The organism is Mannheimia cairinae (genome assembly GCF_028649535.1).
In the GTDB taxonomy this organism is placed as follows: domain Bacteria; phylum Pseudomonadota; class Gammaproteobacteria; order Enterobacterales; family Pasteurellaceae; genus Mannheimia; species Mannheimia cairinae.
On record NZ_JAQSJE010000001.1, the window covers coordinates 359686 to 383982 of the forward strand.

Genomic DNA, 24297 nt, shown 5'->3' on the forward strand with positions numbered 1-24297 from the left:
GGCATATTGCCGGCATTATTATTTCTAGCTTATTTTGAAATTTGCACTTCAAGATTCTTCGGTACAATAATAAGAGCAGGAACAACAAAGGCTGCCATTAAGCCAAATGTTAAACTTGGGGAATATTGATAAAGCATACCGGCAATAAAGGTAAAAAGAGCCATCATTGCACAACTTGCTAAACCAAAATATAAGCCTTGTAGTTTAGTTACTCGCTCAGGTAGCTGGGCTGAAATATACCGAATCATCGCAAAATGCGTTACCCCAAAACTAACTGCGTGTAAGGTTTGCACAAAAATCATCGGTATAATTGCCGTTGTACTTGCCATAATCGCCCAGCGAATAAATGAAAAAATTGCCGCAAGCACCATTAAACGAGCAGTACTCCAAGATTTAAACAATCGTTTAGAGACTAAGAAGAATAAAATCTCGGCAACCACTGCCAATCCCCAAAACAAACTGGTAATTTCTGTGGCAATACCAGCATTCGTCCAGTGAATGGTACTATAAGTGTAATAAGCTGCGTGAGAAGATAAAATCAGCGAGGCGGCAATTAACATTCTCAACGTTTCCGGCTCTTTCAGTAATTGCAAATAAGTAATTGATGAGTGATTACTTACTGCCTCTTTTTCTTCAAAGCCAGCTTGTGGCGTAGCAAGTTGCCCTAAGCCTAATAAAACCAGAAAGCCTACCATTATCCAAACAACGATAGTTTCCCCGAATAATCCGATTAAATAGCCTGCTGAAAGCGAACCGACCACAAACGCAATAGATCCAAACAAGCGAGCTCGCCCATAATCAAGCCCAATTTGACGTTGCCAAATAGAGGCAATGCTATCAGCAATCGGCATTGAGCCAGAATTAAATAATTGAAATAACATTAAAGCAGGAAATACTAACCAAATAGACTCACCTGAAAAGGCTAAAATCACTGCAGCGGCTACATTCAGCCAAGTTAAACTGCGGGCAGTTGGAATAAGCTGATTCACTTGTTTCACTCGTTGTGAAGAAAGCATACTGCCGATAAAGCGAAATACGTAACCAATCGCTGCTAGTAAGCCGATAACCTCCGTTGAATAGCCATGATGTTTAAGCCAAACGGGTAAGAAAGGTAATAAGACCCCATACGCACAAAAATAACCAAAATAATTAAAGGCTGCCCATTTAAAAGGGGAAACTGCGATCATATCATTTTCTCCATTTCTTCTGCCCGGTGAATAGCCGCCCACATTGCTTTATCGACTGTTTCCGCTAAATGATGTTGTTCAAATACTGCTAACGCTTTTGCCGTCGTGCCACCTTTTGAGGTTACATTTTCTCGCAAAGTGGAAAGTGGCGTTTGAGGATTTGCCTCAACCAATTTCGTAGCTCCTAAGGCTACCGATTGCACTAAGAAACGAGCGTCTTGCTCTGAAAAACCCATTTGCATAGCACTTTGCTGCATTGCTTCCATAAAACGGAAAAAATAAGCGGGGCTTGAGCCTGTAATGGCAATAATTTGGTTAATTTTATCTTCACTTTCTACCCAATAACACTTCCCAACTGCTGCCATCAATTCTTCTGCAAATTGACAAGCGGTCGAATTTACCGATTTTTTTGCAAATAACCCTGTTACCCCTTCGCCAATTAGCGAAGGTGTATTTGGCATTGTGCGGATAATATTGTTAGCACTCGGTAATAACTGTTCTAAACGTTCTACAGAAATACCAGCAGCCACTGAAATTACCCATTTCTGGCTGAAATCAACATCAGAAAATTCCGCACAGACTTCCGCCATTATTTGTGGTTTAACTGCCAGCACAATCACATCAGCTTGTTCAACCGCTACTTTATTTGCAAAATTTGTCGCAATTCCGACCGCTTGTAATGCTTCTCTACGGGCTAGGTTACTTTTATTGCAAGCAATAATCTGATTTGCTGGGTAGCCACTTTTTAATAAGCCTTGAATAATCGCATACGCCATATTACCTGTGCCGATAAAGGCAAGTTTTTTGTGTTCCATTAACAAATTCTCTACTGTGTCGGTTTCTGTTAGAATAAGCACATTCTACACCTTAAAAGGATATGCAAAAATGGTTTGGTTTAAAAATGTAATGATTTATCGTTTAACAAGTGAGCTTTCCCTTGAAAGCCAACAGCTTGAAGAACAACTGCAAGAAACAAAATTTACCCCTTGTACTCAACACGATATGAGTAAATTCGGTTGGGCTTGCCCTCTTGCCGGTTCGGAATTATTACATTTTTCACAGGGTAAACAATTTTTGCTCATTTCGCACAAAGAAGATAAATTATTACCCGCCAATGTGGTGAAAGCCGAAACTGAGCAACGCATTGCAGAGCTAGAAGAAAAAGAGGCTAGAAAGCTGAAAAAAACAGAAAAGCAGGCAGTAAAAGATCAGGTTGTGTCTGTCTTGTTGCCAAGAGCATTTAGCAAACACCAATTTACTGCCATTTGGCTAGATTTAGATAAGCAACTTGTGTATGTCGATGCTGCCTCAAGCAAACGTGCCGAAGATACGTTAGCCCTATTGCGTAAAACCTTAGGCTCACTCCCAGTCGTACCTATTTCGTTTACCTTACCGCCTGCGGAAGTAATGACAAATTGGATTGCAAAAGGATATACACCAAACTGGTTAAATTTATTAGAAGAGGCAGAGTTAAAATCTTTTGATACCGACAGTATTATTCGTTGTAAACGCCAAGATTTAGAGACAGAAGAGATTTCTCAACATTTACAAGCGGGCAAATTTATCACTAAACTTGCAATCGAATGGGAGAACCATTTCTCTTGCGTATTAAATGAAGATACCACCCTCTCTCGCTTAAAATTTGCTGATGAAGTGCGTGAAAAAAACGACGATATTTTAAAAGAAGATGTGGCACAACGCTTTGATGCCGACTTTTTACTGATGACCGAAGAACTCAAACTCTTTACTGAAAAAATGATTGAAGAGTTTGGTGGTATTAAAGAACGTATTTAAGAAGGAAAACCGATGTTAGCACAATCTGTTATTGAACAATATGACGCCCTTATTTTTGATATGGACGGTACCTTAATCGACACAATGCCAAGCCACGCAAAAGCGTGGGAGCAAGTTGGACAAGTGTTAGGCTACCCCATTGAACCTGATGCGATGTATGAATTAAGCGGTTCAACCACTTATATTATAGCTCGTGAAATAATGAAAAGAGCCAATATTCCTGAACATTACTTTGAGCAAATTGTTGAAATGAAACGTAAATTTGGCTTAGAAATGGTGTTAGAAAATGCCACTCTTCTGCCCGCTTTTGACATTATCAAAGCTAATTTAGGTAAAAAGCCGATGGCGATTGGCACAGGTTCGCATCGCACAATGGTAAACTTATTAGATAAAAAGTTTAACTTACGTCATTACGTCTCTGTTATTATAGATTCCGAAGATGTCAAAAATCACAAACCGGCTCCTGATACATTCTTAAAATGTGCTGAACAATTAGGTATCGCACCACAACATTGTTTGGTATTTGAAGATGCCGATCTTGGAGTACAAGCCGCACTCAATGGCGGAATGGATGTCTTTGACGTTAGAACAAATCAAATTACTAAAGCAACTCGCTAATAATATTTATATGAAAGTAGATTGGTTCAAAACCCTTATTCAACAATTAGCACACATTTCAAAAACGATTGAAAACTATTTTACAAGTGGTTCATTTGGGGTGAAATTTTACCCATTTTTAATGCACCCTTGTGTGCGTAAAAGTTGTGCTTTTTTGATTTTTATCGTTGCTATTATTTCTTCTTTTAGCGGGTTGTTTTATTTAGTTGCCGAACATTTTACTATTTTATTTAGTGAAAGATCGCTCACAACTTATTTTCATCATAGTACATTAGAATTACTCATTCCCGTTGGCACACTAATAGGCGAAAAAACTAGCCAGCTCTCGCCACTTTCCAACGTAATGAGCATAATGTTTAAATTACAAGCGGGCATTTTTTTCTTTATTTATGCAATAGGCATTACGCATATTACACACAATAAATTGCGTGTTATCGGCTTAATTTTAGCCTTCTTCTTTTCAGTTGGCTGCTCATTAATTGCAGGTATTCAAAATGGCGAACATAGTGAATTTGGTTTTTATAACTTAGGTGCAAGTATTACCTTTTTAATTGGTAATCTCACACTCATTATTGCAGGATTAGATACTGATACCCCCTCTATTCGCTACTTCAAACGATTTAGCATTATTGCCGGCATTATTGGGCTTTCTTGTATTATTGTTACAATGTGCTTGCCCACGGTTTTTAGCCCATTAATTGAAAGAGCTGGTATTTACACTATTATGATTTGGGAAATTATAGCCGGATTTGCTATGATAAATCGTCTACGCAAACTCCCCTAAAACAGGATAAATAATGAAACACAACATTCCATTTATTGACCGTTACACACAACTGATTGAACTACCCACTATATCTAGTTTAGTCGCAGAAGAAGATTACTCCAACCAACAACTAATCGAGTTGCTAGCCTCTTGGCTTGCCGATTTTGGTTTTAAAACCGAAATTTTAGCCGTTGAAGGCAGCCGTAATAAATACAATTTACTGGCTACTTATGGCGAAGGTGAAGGCGGTTTATTACTGGCAGGGCATACCGATACCGTACCATTTGATGATGGAAAATGGACATTTAACCCATTTAAACTCACAGAAAAAGACGGCAAACTCTACGGTTTAGGCACGGCAGATATGAAAGGCTTTTTCGCTTTTGTGGTAGAAGTGATTAGCCAACTCGATTTATCTAACATTAAAAAGCCGATTCGAGTGCTTGCCACCGCCGATGAGGAAACTACAATGCTTGGGGCAAAAACCTTTGCACAACACACCCATATTCGCCCAGACTGTGCCATTATTGGCGAACCAACCTCGCTTAAACCAATTCGAGCACATAAAGGCCACGTAGGCGAAGCCATTAGAATTACTGGCAAAAGCGGACATTCTAGCGATCCAGACAAAGGCATTAACGCCATTGAGCTAATGCATCAATCTATTGGCTACTTAATGAATATGCGAGATGAACTACGAGAGAAATACCACAATCCGTTATTTCAAGTCACGCACCCAACAATGAATTTTGGCAATATTCACGGTGGCGATGCCATTAACCGTATTTGTGCTTGTTGTGAATTACAGTTTGATATGCGACCATTACCCAATATGCCAATAGAAGATCTCTATGCAATGGTAAATGAACATTTACAACCAATGCTAGAGCAATATGGTGATTTAGTTGAAATCCGCCATTTACACGACGGTATTCCAGGCTATGAATGTGAACATTCTGCCCAAATTGTACAAGTGGTTGAAAAATTATTAGGCGAAAAATGCGATGCGGTAAACTACTGCACAGAAGCTCCATTTATTCAGCAACTCTGCCCAACCTTAGTATTAGGCCCTGGCTCGATTGAACAAGCTCATCAACCCAATGAATATTTAGAACTAAAATATATTCAACCAACAAAAGAGTTATTAACAAAATTAATTTACCATTTTTGTTGCGAATAAGCGGTTAGATTTATTACATATTTTGCAATTAAAAAAGGGTTAAAGTCTAAACCTTAACCCTTTAATTTATTTATTGTGCATAACTAAATACTTTTACAACTTTCGTTACACCACTTACATTTCTGGCAGCTTCGGCTGCGGCATCTGCTTGAATTTGGCTCACTTTCCCCATCAAGAAAACTTCGCCATTTTCAGTAACCACTTTAACCTCAGTGGCTTTAACCTCGCCATTAACTAATAATTTAGATTTAACCTGAGTCGTTATCCAGCTGTCTTTTGTTATTTGTGCAAAGCCAATTTTTTCACCTTGGCGAATTTCATTATAAATTTCAGAAACACCTTCTGCACCGGCTGCTAAATTTTTTGCATTCTCAGCAACATCAAGACTAGGGGCTTGCCCAATAAGTAATACTTTACCGTTATAGGAAACAACATTAATGCGAGCTTCTTCCTTAATTTGCTCATCTTTATTGATATTGTAAGCGACTTTTTCCTCTAAAATTTCATCATCAATCTGAGTACCTGTCGTGCGAGGATCCGTTGCAACTTTCGTTGCAACAGCAGCAGAAGTAACCACGGCAGTAGTAATACAACCCTGTAAAGAAAGAAAACCCACTGCAAGCAAGCTACCTTGTAAAACACCTTTAATCAGTTTATTCATAATATCTCCTTAAGAGAAAAGTAAATGGTCAATCAATTCGCACAATAAATTTACATAAAAATGATGGCTTTCAACAACCCTTGAGTCATTAGTTGAAGGAGCTGAAACTTCAATATCACTTTCATCTAATACACCTAGAGTATGATCATTTCGGCTTCCTGTAAATGCAATAATATCAAGATCTAGCTCCTGATTTTTAGCCGTGTGAATAGCTTGCAATACAGATTCTTCATTACCCGCAGGAGAAAAAACAATAAACAAATCACCTGCTTTTGCCACTGCTTGTAATTGCTTACGATAAATACTCTCTAGCTCATTATCTAACGTTAAAACCCCTGCCAAAACCCCATTTAGTTGTAATTGCACCGCAGAAAAACTAGGCCTTGCCAACTCATAACGATGCAATAAATGGCTGACTAGCAATTCAGCATTACCATAAGAATGCCCGTGCCCACAAACAATCACTTTATTACCACGTAACAAACAAGCAACAATACGATTTGCCGCTTCACTTAATTTATTAGGTAATAATTCTGCGGCTAAAATTTGAGTTTGAATACTTTCAGTAAATCTATCTTGGATTTTATTTAACATTATTTTATCTAACCTAAAAAGTTAGGAATCCATAAAGGTGTATGATTCCCTTCAAATGCAACAACATCAAAACGGCAATTTGCGGTATCTAAACTTTGATTTTGTTTTAACAGCCACATATTCGCCGCATTTTGCCATTTCTGTTGTTTACGATAATCAACACTCTCCACAGCACTACCAAAACGGTTACTCTTGCGCTGGCGAACTTCAACAAAAACAATAGTTTGACCATCTTGCATAATTAAATCAAGCTCGCCACATTTAAAGTGTTGATTAGCGACAACAAAATTAAGCCCTTGAGCTTCTAAAAACTCTCGGGCTTTCTGCTCATAAAACGAACCTTGTTGCCGTCGATTAATAAGCTTGTTGAATAGCCCCATTATGATATTGCATCCAAGACAAATTACGCTCAATGTTACAATTTTGACCAGCACTTAACTCACCAGTTAAGCCAGAAACTTTATAACCTGGAATATGGCGAAATTCATTAAATTTATTCGCTAATGCCCAAGCATCTGCCCCCATTGCATATAAACGCATCATTGAAAAATCGCTACTTGCTAAATTTTCCGCTTTTTTATATTCGTTTGAGGTTGGATCAGCCAATAATGGCACTTCACTAAATTTTACCCCTTCCATTGAAGTGTAGAAATCAATACCATTGTTTGGGGAATTACTACGAGATGAAGTATAAAGTGCTAAACGCTCTTTTAAATTTGAATTATCAACACCTTGTTTAATATCTAATACTTGCTCTGCATTACCTAATATATATAACCCTGCACGACTTATACCTGCATTTTGAATTGCAGCAACTGAATCTAACGGTTGATAGTAATAACGCACATCTGCATCAGCCCCTGTTAGCTGACGCCAACGTTTTGCAAATGCTTCCGCAGAACGATGCCCAAAATCATCTTGAGGGGCTGCCACTATTGCTACTCTATGCCCATCTCGATACATTTTTTCCGCACCCGATTGAGCTTCAGACTCTGGCGATAACCCGTAATAGCAAAGTTGAGGAATATTACGCACATTTTCCGTTGCATTTAAGGCTAACACATTAATATTTTGAAGCTCTGAGCCCGCTAGCATTTCATCAACACGAGATTTCAATAACGGCCCAACCACAATATTTGCCCCCTGCTGTTTTGCTTGAGCAATAATTGAGTTTACATCAGACAAATCGGTATCAAAAATCTGTACATTGGTTGGGTCATCAGCTTTGGCATCATTAAAACCTTTTTGGATAATATCGCCTAAGATTTTCGCATCGCTACTTAATGGTAATAATAACGCTACACTATTTAATTGCGTCTGTTGGAAATTACTTACACCCTGTAATTCTGTTGGCATTACGGTTATAGCACTATGGCTTGGGTACTGATTTTTCCAATTATTAATTGCCTGTGGCATTTGTGCCGGTGTGGTAATATTTTGATTATAAAGATTAATCAATGCCAACCAACCGGCAAGCTCCATTTCACCTGCTTCAGGCATTGTATTTGCTAACATTCCACGATTAGCACCACGCAATGTTTGCCAAATCATATCATTATTTTCTTGGCGTTCACGGTTCATTCGATAATATTGATTAAGCAAAGATCTGGCTCGTACAATACCAATAACATCATTCTGATTCTCCGCAATGCGAGCTTGCGTATGAATATAACGCAAACGTTGTGCAGGGCTTAACAATGGTTCCTGAATGGCTTTCAATAGGCTAGTTGCTTGAGCATTTTTACCCTGCAATGCCGAAAGCTGCGCAGAAACTAAAGCATACTCTAATTTTTGAACCTCATTCATTTCAGTTGTCATAATCTCGCTAAACAATGTTTGAGCTTCATACTCTTTATTTTCATCAATTAACTTACGCACTGCCAATAATTGATATGAGATCTTATCTTCTTTCTGTTTTGTTTGATCTGCTTTATTAATATAGAATTCTGAGCTTGAATAAGCCTCGTTTTTAATAGATTCGGTGACAGGATTAACCGAAGTACAGGCTGAAATAAATAATGCGATTGCAGTTGGCACAAACGCTTTTTTTACTGTTCGATGTAAAATAGTTGCCATTGTATTCTCCTCGATATCATATAATATTACATAACGTAAAAATTAATATGAAATCTTACTTATCAAATGAGCTAAAAGCAAATGAAAAACAGACAAAATTCAACAGAGATCAACCCAAACTACGGAATTTTATATATTGTCGCCACCCCGATTGGTAATTTGAATGACATTACCCAACGAGCGTTAGACACCTTTGCCTCTGTCGATTTAATTGCTGCCGAAGACACCCGCCACAGCGGTTTATTATTAAGCCACTACGGCATTAAAAAGCCATTCTTTGCCTTACACGACCACAACGAACAACAAAAAGCGGTCGTTTTAGTCGAAAAATTAACAAAAGGCGAAAACATCGCCTTAATTTCCGATGCCGGTACCCCGCTTATTAGCGACCCTGGTTTTCACCTTGTTCGCCACTGCCGCCAAGCCGGTATTAAAGTAGTGCCGGTGCCAGGGGCTTGTGCCGCCATTACCGCACTCTGTGCCTCAGGCATAGCATCAGACCGTTTTTGCTTTGAAGGGTTCTTACCGGCTAAAACAAAATCTCGCTGCGACAAATTAACCGAACTTGAAAACGAACCCCGCACCCTGATTTTTTACGAATCTACCCACCGCATTTTAGACACCCTTGCCGATATGCAAAAAATCTTTGGGGCAGAACGCTATGTGGTAATGGCACGAGAAATTACCAAAACCTGGGAAACCATTCACGGCGAACCGCTAGGCAATTTACTTGAATGGCTCAATGAAGACAGCAACCGCATAAAAGGCGAAATTGTGCTTATTGTGGAAGGCAAACCGGAAAGCGAAGAAGCTGAATTCTCTAGCCAAGCAGTAAAACTATTAGCCTTACTCTGCCAAGAACTCCCGCTAAAAAAAGCAGCCGGCATTGTAGCCGAAACCTTTGGCTACAAAAAAAATGCCCTATACCAATATGGGCTAGAACATTTCAATTAACACAACAAGCAGTCTCTCTCCCTAAGGGCGAGAGCTTCAAAAACAGCCCCAACGGGGCTGACTCATACTTAACCCTGTACGGCTCTGCCGTGCTGGGCTACTAGCTCGACCATACCGTGCTACTCACGATGGTGCGAGCGTCCTCGCTCGTACCCAAATAAGCGGTCTATTTCCCACAAAAATTTACAAACTTACCCAATTACCCTCTCTCTGCTTATTTCGCTAAACGCTTCAATAAGCGGTCTCTCTCCCTAAGGGCAAGAGCTTCAAAAAAACAGCCCTAACGGGGCTGACTCATACTTAACCCTGTACGGCTATGCCGTGCTGGGCTACTCACTCTGAAAAAATCAGCCCTAACGGGGCTGACTCATACACGGCTCTGCCGTGCTGGGCCACTCACTCTACCATACTGTGCTACACCATTATCCCTAAAAGAGCAAAATCCCTATTACTGTGCCGTTTTCCGCAACAAACCTCGATAAGCATAAACCATTAACCCCAGCATAATCAGCAAATAAAGTGGTAATAGTTTAATGCTGATGTGATTGGCAATCACACCAAAAATAGGTGGCAGAATTAAAATACCGACATAAGCGCTCGCCATTTGAATGCCAATAACCGCCTGCGATTTATCTTTGCCGAAGAAGTCTGGGGTTGAGTGAACCAAGCAAGGGTAAATGGGGGCACAACCTAAGCCGATAGTAATTAAACTGACTAAGGTAATGTATTTCCCTAACGGTAAAAATAAGATGATGATACCAAGTAAAATCACGCTAAAACCAAGTTTTATCATTTGGTGGTTATTTAGTTTGAGGGTTAAAAAACCGCTTACTGCCCTGCCGACTGTAATACCAATAAAAAATAAGCTACCAAATGCTGCAGCTTGTTCAACCCCCACATCGTTCGCTAATACAAAATAACTACTTGCCCACAGCCCTGCGGTTTGTTCTACACCACAATAGCCGATAAAAGCTAAAATCACATAGTTTACCCCTGGGATTTTAAGCACCTCTTTTAAAAGCAAAGGTGAAAACTCCGGCTGATTTTCGGTGTTATTTTTAATTTTGCGAGATTTCCATAACGGTAAAGAGGCAAATAAAATAGCGGTTAAACCAAGTTGGAATAATGAGATGTAGTAATAGCCTGTATCCCAGCCTCTGCCCTGCAATAAAGCACCCCCTAAAATATGCGGCCCAAGCGAAGCCCCCACTCCCCACATACAGTGCAACCAGCTCATATGGCGGCTGGCATAATTAACCGCTACATAGTTATTTAAGGCGGCATCAACTGCACCTGCCCCTAAGCCATAGGGAATTGCCCATAGGCAAAGCAACCAAAATGAATGGCTAATAGAAAAGCCCCATAAAGCAAGGGCAGTAAGTGCCACGCTAATTACCATTACTTTGCCGGTGCCAAGGTGGTATGTAAGTTTATCTGAAAGCAGGCTTGCCGAAATAGTGCCGATTGACATAATCATAGACACCAATCCCGCATAGGAAAGTGGCACAGATAAATCTTGATGCATTGTCGGCCAAGATGCACCTAAAATTGCATCAGGCAAGCCAAGACTAATAAATGAGAGATAAATTATGGCAAGTAAAAGATTTATCATATTTGTATGAGTAAGAAATTAAGCAAAGATGTATCGAAATTTTGCTGATATTTATAATCTAAAAACAAGCCCATTATTTTTATCTTTATCTAAAAATAATGGGCTACTATATTAATGTTTTATAAACCTGCACCAGCTCTTAATGCTTCGGCTTTATCTGTTTGTTCCCAAGGGAAATGTTCACGACCAAAGTGTCCGTAAGCAGCAGTTTCACGGTAAATCGGTTTGATTAAATCTAACATTTTGATTAAACCGTAAGGGCGTAAGTCGAAGTTTTGGTAAATTAATTTAACTAAAGTTTCGTTGCTTACTTTACCTGTGCCGAATGTTTCCACCATAATAGAAGTTGGATCCGCTACCCCAATCGCATAAGAAAGTTGGATTTCACAACGGTCTGCCAAGCCTGCTGCAACAATATTTTTTGCTACATAGCGAGCTGCATAAGCTGCTGATCTATCTACTTTTGATGGATCTTTACCAGAGAATGCACCACCACCGTGACGAGCCGCACCGCCGTAGGTATCTACAATAATTTTACGGCCTGTTAAACCACAGTCGCCCATTGGGCCACCGATTACAAAGCGACCTGTCGGGTTAATAAAATATTTGGTATTTTGGCTTAACCACTCACTTGGTAATACAGGTTTGATAATTTCTTCCATCACACCTTCAATTAAATCTTTTTGTGAGATATGCTCAGCGTGTTGGGTTGAAAGCACTACTGCATCAATACCGATAATTTTGTTATCTTCATAGGCAAAAGTTAATTGGCTTTTTGCATCTGGACGTAACCAATCTAGTTTGCCCGATTTACGCACTTCTGCTTGACGTTGCATTAAACGGTGAGCATAGGTAATTGGGGCAGGCATCAATACTTCTGTTTCGTTAGTAGCATATCCAAACATAATGCCTTGGTCGCCCGCACCTTGCTCTAAAGGATCAGCTCTATCAACCCCTTGGTTAATATCTGGCGACTGTTTACCAATCGCATTTAACACTGCACAAGAGTGAGCATCAAAGCCCATATCTGAATGAGTATAGCCAATATCACAAATTACTTGGCGAGTTAAATTCTCAATATCTACCCAAGCTGAAGTGGTAATTTCGCCCCCCACTAATGCCATACCTGTTTTTACATAAGTTTCACAAGCAACACGTGCTTTAGGATCTTGTTTTAAAATTTCATCTAATACCGCATCAGAAATTTGGTCTGCGATTTTATCCGGATGTCCTTCTGAAACTGACTCAGAAGTAAATAAATTAATAGCCATTGTTATTCCTCTTTTTATTCAAAATAATAACAAGCGGTTGTTTTTGGTAAAATTTTTATCATTTAGAACCGCTTGTTTAAAATTCTTTTGGAAGTATTTCCGTCTAGACGTCTATAATATATTTTTTGAGCGTTTTAGGCAAATGATATTTTAACTTTTAGCTAAATATGCTCGTAGCTTTTCTATTGCATTTTTTGCATCGTTTACCCCCAAATCATACATTTCTTGTACTTTAGTTGGGTCTTTTTCTAACCGACTAATTTCAAGCGTTTTACTTGGGCGAATAACAAAAATCTTTTGCTTTTCATTAAGTTGGATAACCTGTTCCACCGCTTGGTTGTATTCCATATAACGATTTTCCCAGCGTTCAACTAATTTTGGATATTTACGGTAAAATAACTTAAATGGCCACATTACACTTGGCTTTTTACGGTATTCTAACGGGCGGGTAAGAATTACAATAATTTTGTCATAGCCTAACTCTTGACATTTTTTTAGTGGAATACTATCCGAAATACCGCCATCAAGGTATTTTTTGCCATTAATTTCAATCAATTTAGAGACTAACGGCATTGCTGAAGTTGCCCTTAATGCTTCCATTTGGGTGAAGGCATCTTCAATTTTGATGTATTCGGGTTCGCCGGTTTCAACATTGGTTACGGTTACCCAAAAATCCATTTGTGATTGTTGGAATGCTGCTTGGTCAAACGGGTCGAGTGTGAAGGGTAATTCGTAAAAGGCAAAATCACGGTTGATCACATTGCCTGTCGTCAGCAAGCTATGAAAGCCCATATAGCGTTTGTCATTAAGGTATTTGAGGTTGTACCGCAACACTCGCCCTTTTTGTTTGGAGGGGTAATTAATACCAAATAATGCCCCTGCAGAAACCGTAACAGCCCCTTGTGCTTGAATATTTTCTTCTAAAAAAACATCTAGTACACCTGCGGTAAAAAGCCCACGCATTCCGCCACCTTCAAGAACTAATCCTATTTTCATACTACCTCCCTATCTAAGTAGCAATATTATAACCCGAATAATTTGCAAATCTGTGAGATTGCTCACAAAAATCACCCGATTTTTTTGTTAGAATTTTTTATCATTTGTAACAAAGGAGTAACAAAAATGACCTCTCAACAACTTATTTCTGAATTGACGCAGATAGTTGGTGAAAAATACATTATTACAGATCCAACTAAAAATGAAGAATACCGCTCTGGTTACCGCTTTGGCACAGGAAATGCATTAGCTGTCGTTCGCCCTGCGTCATTGCTTGAGTTTTGGCATATATTGAAAGCCTGCGTTGCAGCTGATGTAATCGTTATTGCACAAGCCGCTAATACCGGACTAACCGGCGGTTCCACACCAAGTGGTAATGACTATGATCGTGATATTGTGATCATCAATGCAATGCGAATTAATGGTATTCAATTAATTAATAATGCAAATCAAGTCGTCTGCTTGCCTGGCTCAACGTTAAATGAATTAGAGATTTTATTAAAACCTCACGGGCGAGAGCCTCATTCCGTTATTGGTTCCTCTTGTATTGGAGCCTCTGTTATTGGCGGTGTTTGTAATAATTCTGGCGGAGCTCTTGTTCAGCGAGGCCCTGCATATACGGAAATGGCATTATATGCACAATTAAATGAAAATGGAGAACTAGAATTAAAGAACCATTTGGGTATTGATTTAGGCGATAGCCCCGAAGAAATTTTGACGAATCTGCAAGAAAATCGCTATCAACGTAAAGATATTCAGCACGATTGCGGTAAAGGGCACGATCATCATTATTGTAATCACGTTCGCCAAGTCAATGAAGATAGCCCTGCTCGCTTTAATGCCGATCCTGCCCGTCATTATGAAGCTTCTGGATCTGCAGGGAAATTAGCTATTTTTGCTGTTCGGTTAGATACCTTCCCATTAGAAAAAGATACTGCAGTGTTTTATCTTGGCACGAATCAAACCCAAGTGCTAAATGATGTTCGCCGTACTATGTTAAGTGAATTTAAAGTATTACCTATTTCAGGCGAATATATTCACAGAGACGCTTTCGATGTAGCAGCTCGTTATGGTAAAGATACATTTTGGGTCATCAAAAAATTTGGTACTCATTGGTTACCTAAACTTTTTTCATTAAAAGCTAAAGTTGATCGATTATCGAAAAAACTCTCTTTTTTACCTGCTCACTTAAGCGATAAAGTCTTACAGTGGACAGCCAAAATACTGCCTGAGCATTTACCGCAAAAATTATGGCACTATAGAGATCAATTCGAACATCATTTAATTATTAAGATGGGCGGAGAAGGGGTTCAAGAAGCAAGAACATTCCTAAAAAACTACTTTGCTGATAGTAGCAAAGGGCAATATTTTGAATGTGATGCCGTAGAAACTCAAGCGGCAATGTTACACCGTTTTGCAGTAGCCTCTGCAGCCATTCGTTATCGTGCGATTCATAGCGATGAGGTTGAAGATATTGTCGCACTCGATATTGCATTGCGTCGAAATGATTCTGATTGGTTTGAGAAACTTCCACCAGAAATTGATAATAAAATAAGTCATAAGTTGTATTATGGCCATTTTATGTGCCACGTTTTCCATCAAGATTATATTGTGAAAAAAGGTTATGATTGTATGGAATTAGAACACGAAATGCTTAAATTGTTGGATAAACGTGGGGCTCAATACCCTGCTGAGCATAATGTTGGGCATTTATATGAGGCAAAGCCAGAATTACGAAAATTCTATAAGGCATTAGATCCAACCAATAGCTTTAACCCTGGCATTGGACAAACATCTAAGAAAAAATTCTGGCAGTAGTTGGAGAGAATCGCTATAAACAGAAACAGACAATTAAAAGCTGTCTGTTTCTGTTTTCAAATTACCACCCTTTTATCATCGCCCCTTTAAATTCTTCATTGGCTTTGTTATAAACTTCTTCTGTTTGGTAAGCCTTTACAAAATCTTTTACTGCATCTGACTGATGGTTATCTTCACGAGCAACAATAAGATTCACATAAGGGGAGTCTTTATCTTCGACAAATAAACCGTCTTTTGTTGGTGTTAAACCATTTTGCCCTGCATAGGTTGTGTTAATAATTGAAAATGCCACATCATCTAATGTTCTTGGTAAAAGAGGGGCTTCTATTTCTTGAATCACTAATTGGCGAGGATTTTCAAGAATATCTACGCTAGTTGCTTTTAAACCTGCTTCAGCTCTTAATTTTATTAAACCTTGTTTTTCTAACAAAATTAATGCTCTGGCTAAATTTGTCGGATCATTTGGTACAGCGATTGTGTCTCCATTTTTTAATTCGTCTAGCGATTTAATTTTTTTAGAATAAGCTGCAATCGGATAAACAAAGGTATTACCAACAGGCTTTAATTTATAGCCTTTTTCCTTAATCTGATTATCTAAATAAGGTTTATGTTGAAAAGCATTAAGATCTAAATCCCCTTTATTTAATGCCTCATTTGGTGTGGCATAATCAGTAAACACCACTAACTCAACATCTCGCTGATATTTCTCTTTCGCAATTTTAGCCGCTACTTCCATTACTTTATGTTCAGGACCTGATATTACACCAACTTTTAGTGTGTCCGATTTTTTATCGCAAGCGGTTAAAAAAGCAGAAGAAATTGCAACAATGCCTAATATTTTCTTTAATTTCATTATGTTTCCTTATTTACTAAAAAGAATGGACAATCCATTTCTGCATTGCCCATTTCTATTTGGTTAGATTACCAACCTTTTACTACGCCGCCGTTAAATAATTTTAACGCTTCTTGGAATACTTCTTCAGTTTGGAACGATTTTACAAAGGTTTGTAAGCGAGGATCATCTTTATTATCTTCACGGCTTACCACTAAGTTTACATATGGAGAATCTTTAGATTCCACAATAATGCCATCTTTATCTGGGCTTAAACCTGCTTGTCCCGCATAAGTATTATTAATTACCGCTAAATCAACATCATCTAAGGTACGTGTTAATAATGCGGTATCAACCTGTTTGATTTTGATATTTTTTGGATTTTCAATAATATCGTTTTCTGTTGCAAACACATTGTTTGGATCTTTTAATTTTAACAAACCGTGTGCTTGAAGTAATAATAATGCACGAGCAGTATTACTTGCGTTGTTTGGAATCGCAACTGTTGCACCATCTTGTAGTTCGGAAATATCTTTAATTTTTTTAGAATATGCTGCAATTGGCCATACTAAAGTATTACCGATAATCGCCAATTTATAACCACGATCTTTTACTTCTTGTTCCATATACGGCACAGTTTGGAATGCGTTTGCATCTAAATCTTTAGCGTGCAATGCTGCATTTGGCTGAGTGTATTCAGTAAATTGCACTAACTGCACATCTAAATTATATTTTTCTTTTGCAATTTTCACTGCAACTTCTGTCATTTGAGCCTCTGGCCCTGTCATTACACCAACTTTTAATGGTGCTTGTTTTTCTGCTTTCGCAGGCTCTGCTGCCGCTTGTGCTTTTTCATCCTTACAAGCTGTTAAAGCTAAAGCAGACACTAATGCCACGCTTAATAATTTTTTAAAGTTCATTGTAGATCCTTCCTATATTGAGTTTAAGAGATTAAAAAGGCGATTAGCAAGCGTAATCGCCATTAAGTTATAAAAATATTACCAGCCTTTTACTACACCATCTTTAAAGTGTTTTTGTGCTTCTTGGTACACTTCTTCAGTTTGGTAAGACTTAATAAAGTTTTGTACGTTTGCTGAATCTTTATTGTCTTCACGAGCAACGATAATGTTTACATAAGGCGACTCTTTATCTTCCACAAAAACACCGTGATCTTGAGTGTTTAAGCCAACTTGACCTGCATAAGTATTATTTACGACTGCTAAATCCACATCATCTAATGCTTTTGCCGCAACGGAAGTATCAACTTCTTGGATTTTTAAGTTTTTCGGGTTTTCAATAACATCTAACGAGGTTGAGAACAAGTTAGTATTGTCTTTTAATTTAATTAAACCTTGTTTTTCTAATAAAATTAACGCACGAGCTAGATTTGATGGATCATTTGGTACTGCAATTACCGCACCATCTGCTAATTCAGATACATTTTTAATTTTTTTAGAATAACCTGCTAACGGGTAAACAAAAGTATTACCCACAATCACTAAGTTATTTAAGCCTTTTGATTGGCTATCTTTATCTAAATAAGGTTTATGTTGGAAAGCATTTGCATCTAAATCACCTTTGCTTACTGCCGTATTTGGTAAGGCATAGTCATTAAATAATACAAACTCAACTTCTAAGCCGTATTTTTCTTTTGCTACTTGAGCAGCTCTTTCAGCCACAGTGTGTTCAGGGCCAGACATAACCCCTACTTTAATTTTAGCTGAAGGTGCAGGTTGTGCTGCTTCCGTTTTTTTATCATCTTTACAAGCGGTTAATGCAAGTGCAGAAACCAAAGCGATGCTTAATACTTTCTTAAAATTCATAGGAAAACCTCAATTTAAAAATTAACGATGATCGTAACGTTTTGCTAAATAATCACCAATTTTTTGGCTTACCATCACAATCGCTACAATAATAATGGTTGCGATCCATTTCACATAGACCATATTACGGTGTTCACCATAACTAATTGCTAAATTACCTAAACCACCGCCACCAACAGCACCAGCCATTGCAGAATAACCGATTAATGCAACTAGCGTTAAGGTAATACCGTTGATTAAAATCGGTAACGATTCCGGTAAATAGAATTTGCTTACTACCTGCCAATTTGTTGCACCCATTGATTTTGCTGCCTCTGTTAAGCCAGCAGGAATCTCAAGTAATGCATTTGATGTTAAACGGGCAAAAAATGGAATTGCCGAAACACTTAATGGCACAATAGCTGCAGTTGTACCAAGCGTAGTACCAACAATTAAGCGTGTAAAAGGCAATAAAATAATTAACAAAATAATAAAAGGAATTGAACGACCAATATTAATAATGACATCTAAAACCTGATGCAAACGACGGTTTTCTAAAATCTCGCCTTTACCAGTTAAAAAGGCTAAAAAACCTATTGGTAACCCAATAACAACAGAGAGTGCTGTTGCTACAAATCCCATATAGACTGTTTCAAAAGTAGATTGCCATACTAAATTCCACATTTGTGGGGTCAATTCAGCCATAAAATTATCCCACATAACCTAACACCTCTACTTTTACATTATTATCAATTAAATAAAATTTTGCTTCTGCTATGGCATCTGGATTCCCGGTTACCTCTGCAATTACAAACCCAAACTTCACCCCACCTGCGTAATCAATCTGCGACATCAAAATACTAAAATCAATGCCGAATTTTTTAGAGGCGATTGATAGTAATGGTGCATCAACAGAGCGACCTGTAAATTCAAATTTAATAATCGGGTTACCATTCTCAGTTGGTTCAGATGAAAGTTGTTCTGTATATTCCGGAGGTAAATCAAAATGGAATGTCGATTGAATAAATTTTTGTGCCAATTCTGTTTTCGGGTTTGAGAAAATCTCACTAACTGAACCAGATTCAATTAATTGCCCTTTATCAATTACAGCCACACGATCACAAATACGTTTTACCACTTCCATTTCGTGTGTAATGAGCAAAATTGTTAATCCTAAACGTTTATTAATATCTTTTAATAACTGTAAGATAGATTGTGTTGTTGCAGGATCTAATGCACTGGTTGCTTCATCGCATAATAATACGTGCGGGTCACTTGCTAAAGCACGAGCGATTGCCACACGTTGCTTTTGACCACCAGAAAGATTCGCAGGGTAAACATCTTTACGATCAGTTAATCCTACTAACTCCAATAACTCATTCACTTTTTTCTCAACTTGAACTTTTGGTGTATTGCTTAAACGAAGTGACAATGCCACATTTTCAAATACAGTTTGTGAAGAAAGTAAATTAAAATGTTGGAAAATCATTGCAATGTTACGGCGAGCGTGAATAAGCTCTTTATCCGACATTGCTGTTAAATCCTGCCCATCAACAATCACTTGCCCCATTGTTGGGCGTTCTAATAAATTTACGCAACGAATTAAGGTACTTTTACCTGCACCTGATGCCCCAATCACACCATAAATTGTGCCTTTAGGAACCTCAAGGTTTACATTATCAAGAGCAGTTATTTTTTTGCCCTTTACCTCAAATTGTTTGCTGATATTTTTCAGCTCAATCATTTTTCTATCCACATTAATTAAAATTATTTTTTGTTATTTTAGACGTCTAGAATGCTATGTCAATCAACTAACCCTATTTTTTTATTCCAAATAAGCATAACGCATAAAATAATTGCTTGCACTTGAAATAAATTGCCGTTTTGTATGATTGATTTTCATCATAAACAAGCAAGCGGTCAAATTTTGCAACATTTTTACAAAATTCAACCGCTTGTTATCTTTAAATACAGAAATTACGCCTTACGCCAAATTGTGCCGTTCGGTGTATCTTCTAACACAATATTCATTGCTTTAAGTTTATCACGTACTTCATCAGCAACCGCCCAATTCTTCGCAGCTTTTGCTTCGTTGCGTTGTTTAATTAAGGCTTCAATTTCAGCAGTTTCATCTTCATTAGCATCGCCTTTTAAGAATGCATCTGGGTCTTGCTCTAATAAACCCAATACGCTAGCTAATTCTTTTAAGCGAACAGCTAAACCGTTGGCTTTTGCCATATCTTCTGTTTTGAGTTTGTTTAGCTCACGGGCAATTTCAAATAATACTGCTAATGCCCCTGGTGTGTTGAAATCATCGTCCATTGCAGTTTTGAAAGCGTCAACATATTGCTCACCACCGATTGCCGTTCCTGACACATCACAACCACGCAATGCGGTATATAAACGCTCAAGTGCAGAACGTGCTAAATCAAGATTATCAATGCTATAATCTAATAACGAACGGTAGTGTGCTGTTAAGAAGAAATAACGGAGTGATTCTGCATCGTATAGACCTAACATATGGCGAATACTGAAGAAATTGCCGAGTGATTTCGACATTTTCTCTTTATCAATCGTCAGCATTCCGGTATGTAGCCAATAGTTTACATAATCGCCACCGTGGGCACAGCAAGATTGTGCAATTTCGTTTTCGTGGTGTGGGAACATTAAATCTGAACCACCGCCGTGAATATCAAAATGTTCGCCTAGCTCTTTGCTATTCATTGCCGAACATTCAATATGCCAACCTGGGCGGCCATTGCCCCAAGGGCTTTCCCAGCTTGGCTCGCCTTCTTTTGACATTTTCCAAAGCACAAAATCCATCGGGTTTTTCTTCACTGATTTAATTTCAACCCTTGCTCCTGCTTGCAGTTGTTCTAAATTTTGGCGAGATAGAGCCCCATATTTTTGGTAAGATTCGACATCAAACATTACATCACCGTCTGCAGCAACATAAGCGTGTCCGTTTTTGATGAGTTTTTCTACCATCGCCACAATTTCCGGAATATGCTTGGTTGCACGAGGCTCAACATCTGGGCGTAAAATATTTAATGCATCGAAATCCTTGTGCATTTCTGCAATCATTCGCTCGACTAGCTCATCGCAGGTTTCATTATTTTCTAACGCGCGCTTGATAATTTTATCATCCACATCAGTAATATTGCGGATATAGCGTAAGTTGTAACCAGAATAACGTAGGTAACGAGCAATCACATCAAAAGAAACAAAGGTTCGCCCGTGCCCGAAATGACAAAGATCGTAAACCGTAACACCACAGACATACATTCCCACTTGGTTTGGATTAATCGGCTTAAATTCTTCTTTTTCACGTTTTAAAGTATTATAAATTTTGAGCATAGGGTCCTCGTTATAGAAATATGATTCACTACTAAAAATAGGGTTAAGTATAGCGAATAAGCGGTCGTTTTTTTAGAAAATTTTGCAATTTCAGCAAAACTTTTTAATAATAGAGAAGATTTTAATTCCCTATTCCATTTTTATTTATTAAGGAACACAGAATGATTACATTACATACCAATTTTGGTGATATTAAAATTGAATTAAATTTTGAAAAAGCCCCCGTAACGGCAAAAAACTTTGAAGATTATTGCAAAGAAGGTTTTTATAACGGAACCATTTTCCACCGTGTTATTGATGGTTTTATGATTCAAGGTGGTGGTATGACGGTTGGAATGACAGAAAAAAATACCAAAGCACCAATCCAAAACGAAGCGAGCAACGGTTTAAGCAATAAACGTGGTACTTTAGCAATGGCTCGTACTTCTGATCCACACTCAGCAAGTTCACAATTTTTTATTAACGTGGCAGATAATACATTCTTAGACTACCGTTCAAAAGAGATGTTCGGCAAAACTGTTGTGCAAGAATGGGGCTATGCAGTCTTTGGCGAAGTAGTTGAAGGAATGGACGTGGTTGATAAAATCAAAGGTGTGAAAACAGGTAATAAAGGTTTCCACCAAGATGTACCAGTAGAAGATGTCGTAATTGAATCTGTTACTGTAGCTTAATTCCCTTATAAAAAATGGTCGATTGAAGTGATTTCAATCGACCATTTTCATTTATGCTTGCTCTAGCTGCATTTGAGCTTTGTTACCTAGTTGCTGTTTTTTGTCCCACCACTGATAGACATTTGCAAGCACAGAGCCTGAAACAGAATGCCATACACAAGCAACCGCACAAGCAATAATGGATTCAGCACTTGTTGGGAAAAATTTGGCACTTAGCCCTGTTGCTAATCCTGCATTTTGTACGCCAACCTCTATTGATAATGTTCGTTTTTTAGCGGTCGTCATACCAAATAATCGTCCTGCTGAAAAACCTAATATATATCCGATAAAGTTATGGATAGCAACACAAACTAAAATTACTAAACCTGATTCTAAGAAACGTTCGCCGTGTACTGCTACAACGCCACCAACAATGCAAGCAAAAGCAATTACAGCAACACCTGGAGTGGTTGCTTGAACATCTTTAAACCATCTTGCTTTATGACAAAACATATTAAAGAAAGATCCTAATGCTACCGGTAAAATAGTTACTAAGAGCATAAATTTAAACATTGCCCAGCCATCCATTGCTATCGTTTCGCCAACTAAATAGTTTAATAATAGCGGAGTCATTACCGGTGCAATAATTGTAGAAACCGTTGTCATTCCTACCGAAAAGGCAACATCGCCTTTACATAAAAAGCTCATAATGTTAGAGGCAACACCACCAGGGCAACTGCCAACTAACACTAAGCCAAGTGTTAAACCTGTTGATAAATCAAATGCTTTCGCAATCGTAATGGCAATGAAAGGCATTATGGTGTACTGGGCAACAGTACCTATGAAAATATCTAATGGGCGTTGAACTAAAATTTGGTAATCTTTTTTGCCGAGGGTCATTCCCATTGAAAGCATAATAATGCCAAGTGTTAATACTTGTGCATCGCCCTTTACCCACGTAAATAAGTCTGGAATAAAGAAAGTGACTATCGCAGTTAAAATAATCACCAATGCCGTATTTCTAGCCAATAATTGGCTAATTTTTTTAAGAAAGTTCATATGTTGTGTCCTATATTATTTTTATAACGCATTTAGATTTTGACGAATTTCATCTATAAGTCAATTCTATAACTTAATTATTTGTAAAAGTAATATAAAAAGAGACCGCTTGTACTTCCTTAAATACGAACTCACTTTTACTAAAATAGTTGGTATAACGCAATAATCATCGGCATTGTAAAAACACAAAGTAAAGTTGTTACACCATAAATGGCACTTGCCTTTTTGGCATTTTGCCCATAAACCAAAGCCATTTGTGTTGCCGTTGCAGCAGCTGGGCTTGTTGTTGCTAAAAAACTAATCATTGCAATAATACTGCCATTCTCTACCCAAGTTGAAAAACCACATAATTTTATAATAACTAATAAAATAAGAGGCATTAAAATTAAACGTAAAAAAGAGACTAAGTAAATACGTTTATCACTAATAATTTCTTTAAACGGAATAGAGGCAATAAGCATACCTGCGACAAGCATTGCTAAAGGCCCAAGCATATGCCCTAAAGTAGATAGTGTTCCTGCAATAGTTGATGGTAGTTTTATCTGCAATAAAAACATCGCCATTCCAACTATAATGGCAATAATATTGACATTTAAGATCATCTTTTTAAAAGGTACGTTGCCTTTTCCACAAATTAATAAGCGTAAATGCGACCAGAAAAGGACATTTTGTACCACAATAAAAGCCGTAGAATAAATTACCCACTCTGTGCCAAATAATGAGGCTACAATCGGAATAATCAAATTACCCGAATTAGAATAAACTGATGTGGCTTGCTCAATATTATCCAGCTTTAATGTTTTCTTAAAAATCCACCCCAACAAAATCAGTAAACTGCTTAATACTAAAGCCATTATAAAAGCTAAATATAATCCTGTTAGAATATCTTTTGAATATTCAACTTGGAAAGCAGTAATTAACATTGCAGGACTAATAACATATAACCCGACAACAGAAATTGGGTAGCTTTGTTCTGATTTTAATAATTTAGCTTTTACCACTAAGTACCCAAAAATCACCATTAGTGTTAATTGTACGATTGTATCGGCTAATAAAATTGCTATATCCAT

At 37.9% G+C, this 24297-nt stretch carries 24 protein-coding genes; 7 read left to right on the top strand and 17 right to left on the bottom strand.

The window, feature by feature from the left end:
• Window positions 1-29 precede the first annotated feature (29 nt).
• Complete coding sequence (locus PTQ27_RS01815) at window positions 30-1187, bottom strand: 3-phenylpropionate MFS transporter (protein ID WP_273748308.1); 1158 nt, start codon at window positions 1185-1187, stop codon at window positions 30-32.
• On the bottom strand, window positions 1184-2002 hold the full coding sequence (gene proC / locus PTQ27_RS01820) for a pyrroline-5-carboxylate reductase (protein WP_273749040.1): 819 nt from the start codon (window positions 2000-2002) through the stop codon (window positions 1184-1186). Before proC ends, PTQ27_RS01815 begins: the two co-directional genes overlap by 4 nt.
• 70 nt (window positions 2003-2072) lie before the next feature.
• Between proC and rdgC the strand changes: the two genes are divergently transcribed.
• The 4 genes from rdgC to argE are packed head-to-tail and all read left to right on the top strand — an operon-like array spanning window position 2073 to window position 5545.
• Window positions 2073-2981 (top strand): recombination-associated protein RdgC, encoded by a 909-nt coding sequence (gene rdgC, locus PTQ27_RS01825; protein ID WP_273748307.1) that lies wholly within the window; start codon window positions 2073-2075, stop codon window positions 2979-2981.
• A 12-nt stretch (window positions 2982-2993) separates the two neighbouring features.
• Complete coding sequence (locus PTQ27_RS01830; RefSeq protein WP_273748306.1) at window positions 2994-3599, top strand: beta-phosphoglucomutase family hydrolase; 606 nt, start codon at window positions 2994-2996, stop codon at window positions 3597-3599.
• The gene (locus PTQ27_RS01835) at window positions 3553-4383 is read left to right on the top strand and encodes a DUF998 domain-containing protein (protein WP_273748305.1); all 831 of its coding nucleotides are present in this window, start codon (window positions 3553-3555) and stop codon (window positions 4381-4383) included. The genes PTQ27_RS01830 and PTQ27_RS01835 overlap by 47 nt, the downstream gene beginning before the upstream one ends.
• Window positions 4384-4396: 13 nt before the next feature.
• Entirely contained in the window at window positions 4397-5545 is a 1149-nt protein-coding gene (argE, locus tag PTQ27_RS01840) for an acetylornithine deacetylase (protein WP_273748304.1), read from the top strand.
• A gap of 70 nt (window positions 5546-5615) precedes the next feature.
• Here the strand turns inward: argE and dolP are convergent, their stop codons facing one another.
• Genes dolP through PTQ27_RS01860 form a run of 4 tightly spaced genes read right to left on the bottom strand, consistent with a single transcriptional unit; the run spans window position 5616 to window position 8876 of the window.
• Window positions 5616-6206 carry a division/outer membrane stress-associated lipid-binding lipoprotein gene (gene dolP, locus PTQ27_RS01845; protein ID WP_273748303.1) on the bottom strand — a complete coding sequence of 197 codons (591 nt, stop codon included), beginning with the start codon at window positions 6204-6206 and terminating at the stop codon, window positions 5616-5618.
• A 9-nt stretch (window positions 6207-6215) separates the two neighbouring features.
• Window positions 6216-6800 (bottom strand): D-sedoheptulose-7-phosphate isomerase, encoded by a 585-nt coding sequence (locus tag PTQ27_RS01850; protein WP_273748302.1) that lies wholly within the window; start codon window positions 6798-6800, stop codon window positions 6216-6218.
• 8 nt (window positions 6801-6808) lie between these two features.
• Window positions 6809-7180, bottom strand: coding sequence for a YraN family protein (locus PTQ27_RS01855; protein WP_273748301.1), 372 nt, complete (start codon window positions 7178-7180; stop codon window positions 6809-6811).
• Window positions 7155-8876 (bottom strand): penicillin-binding protein activator, encoded by a 1722-nt coding sequence (locus tag PTQ27_RS01860; RefSeq protein ID WP_273748300.1) that lies wholly within the window; start codon window positions 8874-8876, stop codon window positions 7155-7157. The genes PTQ27_RS01855 and PTQ27_RS01860 overlap by 26 nt, the downstream gene beginning before the upstream one ends.
• 81 nt (window positions 8877-8957) lie before the next feature.
• On the opposite strand from PTQ27_RS01860, the gene rsmI reads away from it, so the two are divergent.
• The gene (gene rsmI / locus PTQ27_RS01865; RefSeq protein WP_289622710.1) at window positions 8958-9830 is read left to right on the top strand and encodes a 16S rRNA (cytidine(1402)-2'-O)-methyltransferase; all 873 of its coding nucleotides are present in this window, start codon (window positions 8958-8960) and stop codon (window positions 9828-9830) included.
• 448 nt (window positions 9831-10278) lie between these two features.
• On the opposite strand, the gene PTQ27_RS01870 is transcribed toward rsmI, so the two are convergent.
• The 3 genes from PTQ27_RS01870 to PTQ27_RS01880 all read right to left on the bottom strand — a co-directional run bounded on the left by PTQ27_RS01870 (window position 10279) and on the right by PTQ27_RS01880 (window position 13709).
• On the bottom strand, window positions 10279-11442 hold the full coding sequence (locus tag PTQ27_RS01870; RefSeq protein ID WP_273748299.1) for an MFS transporter: 1164 nt from the start codon (window positions 11440-11442) through the stop codon (window positions 10279-10281).
• A gap of 119 nt (window positions 11443-11561) precedes the next feature.
• Window positions 11562-12713 carry a methionine adenosyltransferase gene (gene metK / locus PTQ27_RS01875; protein WP_273748298.1) on the bottom strand — a complete coding sequence of 384 codons (1152 nt, stop codon included), beginning with the start codon at window positions 12711-12713 and terminating at the stop codon, window positions 11562-11564.
• 150 nt (window positions 12714-12863) lie between these two features.
• Complete coding sequence (locus PTQ27_RS01880; RefSeq protein ID WP_273748297.1) at window positions 12864-13709, bottom strand: patatin-like phospholipase family protein; 846 nt, start codon at window positions 13707-13709, stop codon at window positions 12864-12866.
• Between the two features lie 126 nt (window positions 13710-13835).
• Between PTQ27_RS01880 and dld the strand changes: the two genes are divergently transcribed.
• Window positions 13836-15527, top strand: coding sequence for a D-lactate dehydrogenase (dld, locus tag PTQ27_RS01885; RefSeq protein WP_273748296.1), 1692 nt, complete (start codon window positions 13836-13838; stop codon window positions 15525-15527).
• Window positions 15528-15588: 61 nt separating this feature from the next.
• Here the strand turns inward: dld and metQ are convergent, their stop codons facing one another.
• The 6 genes from metQ to cysS all read right to left on the bottom strand — a co-directional run bounded on the left by metQ (window position 15589) and on the right by cysS (window position 21518).
• On the bottom strand, window positions 15589-16380 hold the full coding sequence (gene metQ, locus PTQ27_RS01890; protein WP_273748295.1) for a methionine ABC transporter substrate-binding lipoprotein MetQ: 792 nt from the start codon (window positions 16378-16380) through the stop codon (window positions 15589-15591).
• Window positions 16381-16448: 68 nt separating this feature from the next.
• A complete protein-coding gene (locus PTQ27_RS01895) occupies window positions 16449-17279 on the bottom strand; it encodes a MetQ/NlpA family ABC transporter substrate-binding protein (RefSeq protein WP_273748294.1) in 831 nt (276 codons plus the stop codon).
• A gap of 78 nt (window positions 17280-17357) precedes the next feature.
• A complete protein-coding gene (locus PTQ27_RS01900; RefSeq protein WP_273748293.1) occupies window positions 17358-18182 on the bottom strand; it encodes a MetQ/NlpA family lipoprotein in 825 nt (274 codons plus the stop codon).
• Window positions 18183-18203: 21 nt separating this feature from the next.
• Entirely contained in the window at window positions 18204-18881 is a 678-nt protein-coding gene (locus PTQ27_RS01905; protein WP_273748292.1) for a methionine ABC transporter permease, read from the bottom strand.
• Complete coding sequence (metN, locus tag PTQ27_RS01910; RefSeq protein ID WP_273748291.1) at window positions 18871-19905, bottom strand: methionine ABC transporter ATP-binding protein MetN; 1035 nt, start codon at window positions 19903-19905, stop codon at window positions 18871-18873. Before metN ends, PTQ27_RS01905 begins: the two co-directional genes overlap by 11 nt.
• Before the next feature lie 233 nt (window positions 19906-20138).
• The gene (gene cysS / locus PTQ27_RS01915; RefSeq protein WP_273748290.1) at window positions 20139-21518 is read right to left on the bottom strand and encodes a cysteine--tRNA ligase; all 1380 of its coding nucleotides are present in this window, start codon (window positions 21516-21518) and stop codon (window positions 20139-20141) included.
• A gap of 161 nt (window positions 21519-21679) precedes the next feature.
• Here cysS and PTQ27_RS01920 point away from each other — a divergent pair, with 161 nt between their 5' ends.
• Window positions 21680-22189 carry a peptidylprolyl isomerase gene (locus PTQ27_RS01920; protein WP_273748289.1) on the top strand — a complete coding sequence of 170 codons (510 nt, stop codon included), beginning with the start codon at window positions 21680-21682 and terminating at the stop codon, window positions 22187-22189.
• A gap of 51 nt (window positions 22190-22240) precedes the next feature.
• Here the strand turns inward: PTQ27_RS01920 and PTQ27_RS01925 are convergent, their stop codons facing one another.
• Window positions 22241-23227: a bile acid:sodium symporter family protein gene (locus tag PTQ27_RS01925; protein WP_273748288.1), complete on the bottom strand. Its 987-nt coding sequence runs from the start codon at window positions 23225-23227 to the stop codon at window positions 22241-22243.
• A 140-nt stretch (window positions 23228-23367) separates the two neighbouring features.
• On the bottom strand, window positions 23368-24297 hold the full coding sequence (locus PTQ27_RS01930; protein WP_273748287.1) for an AEC family transporter: 930 nt from the start codon (window positions 24295-24297) through the stop codon (window positions 23368-23370).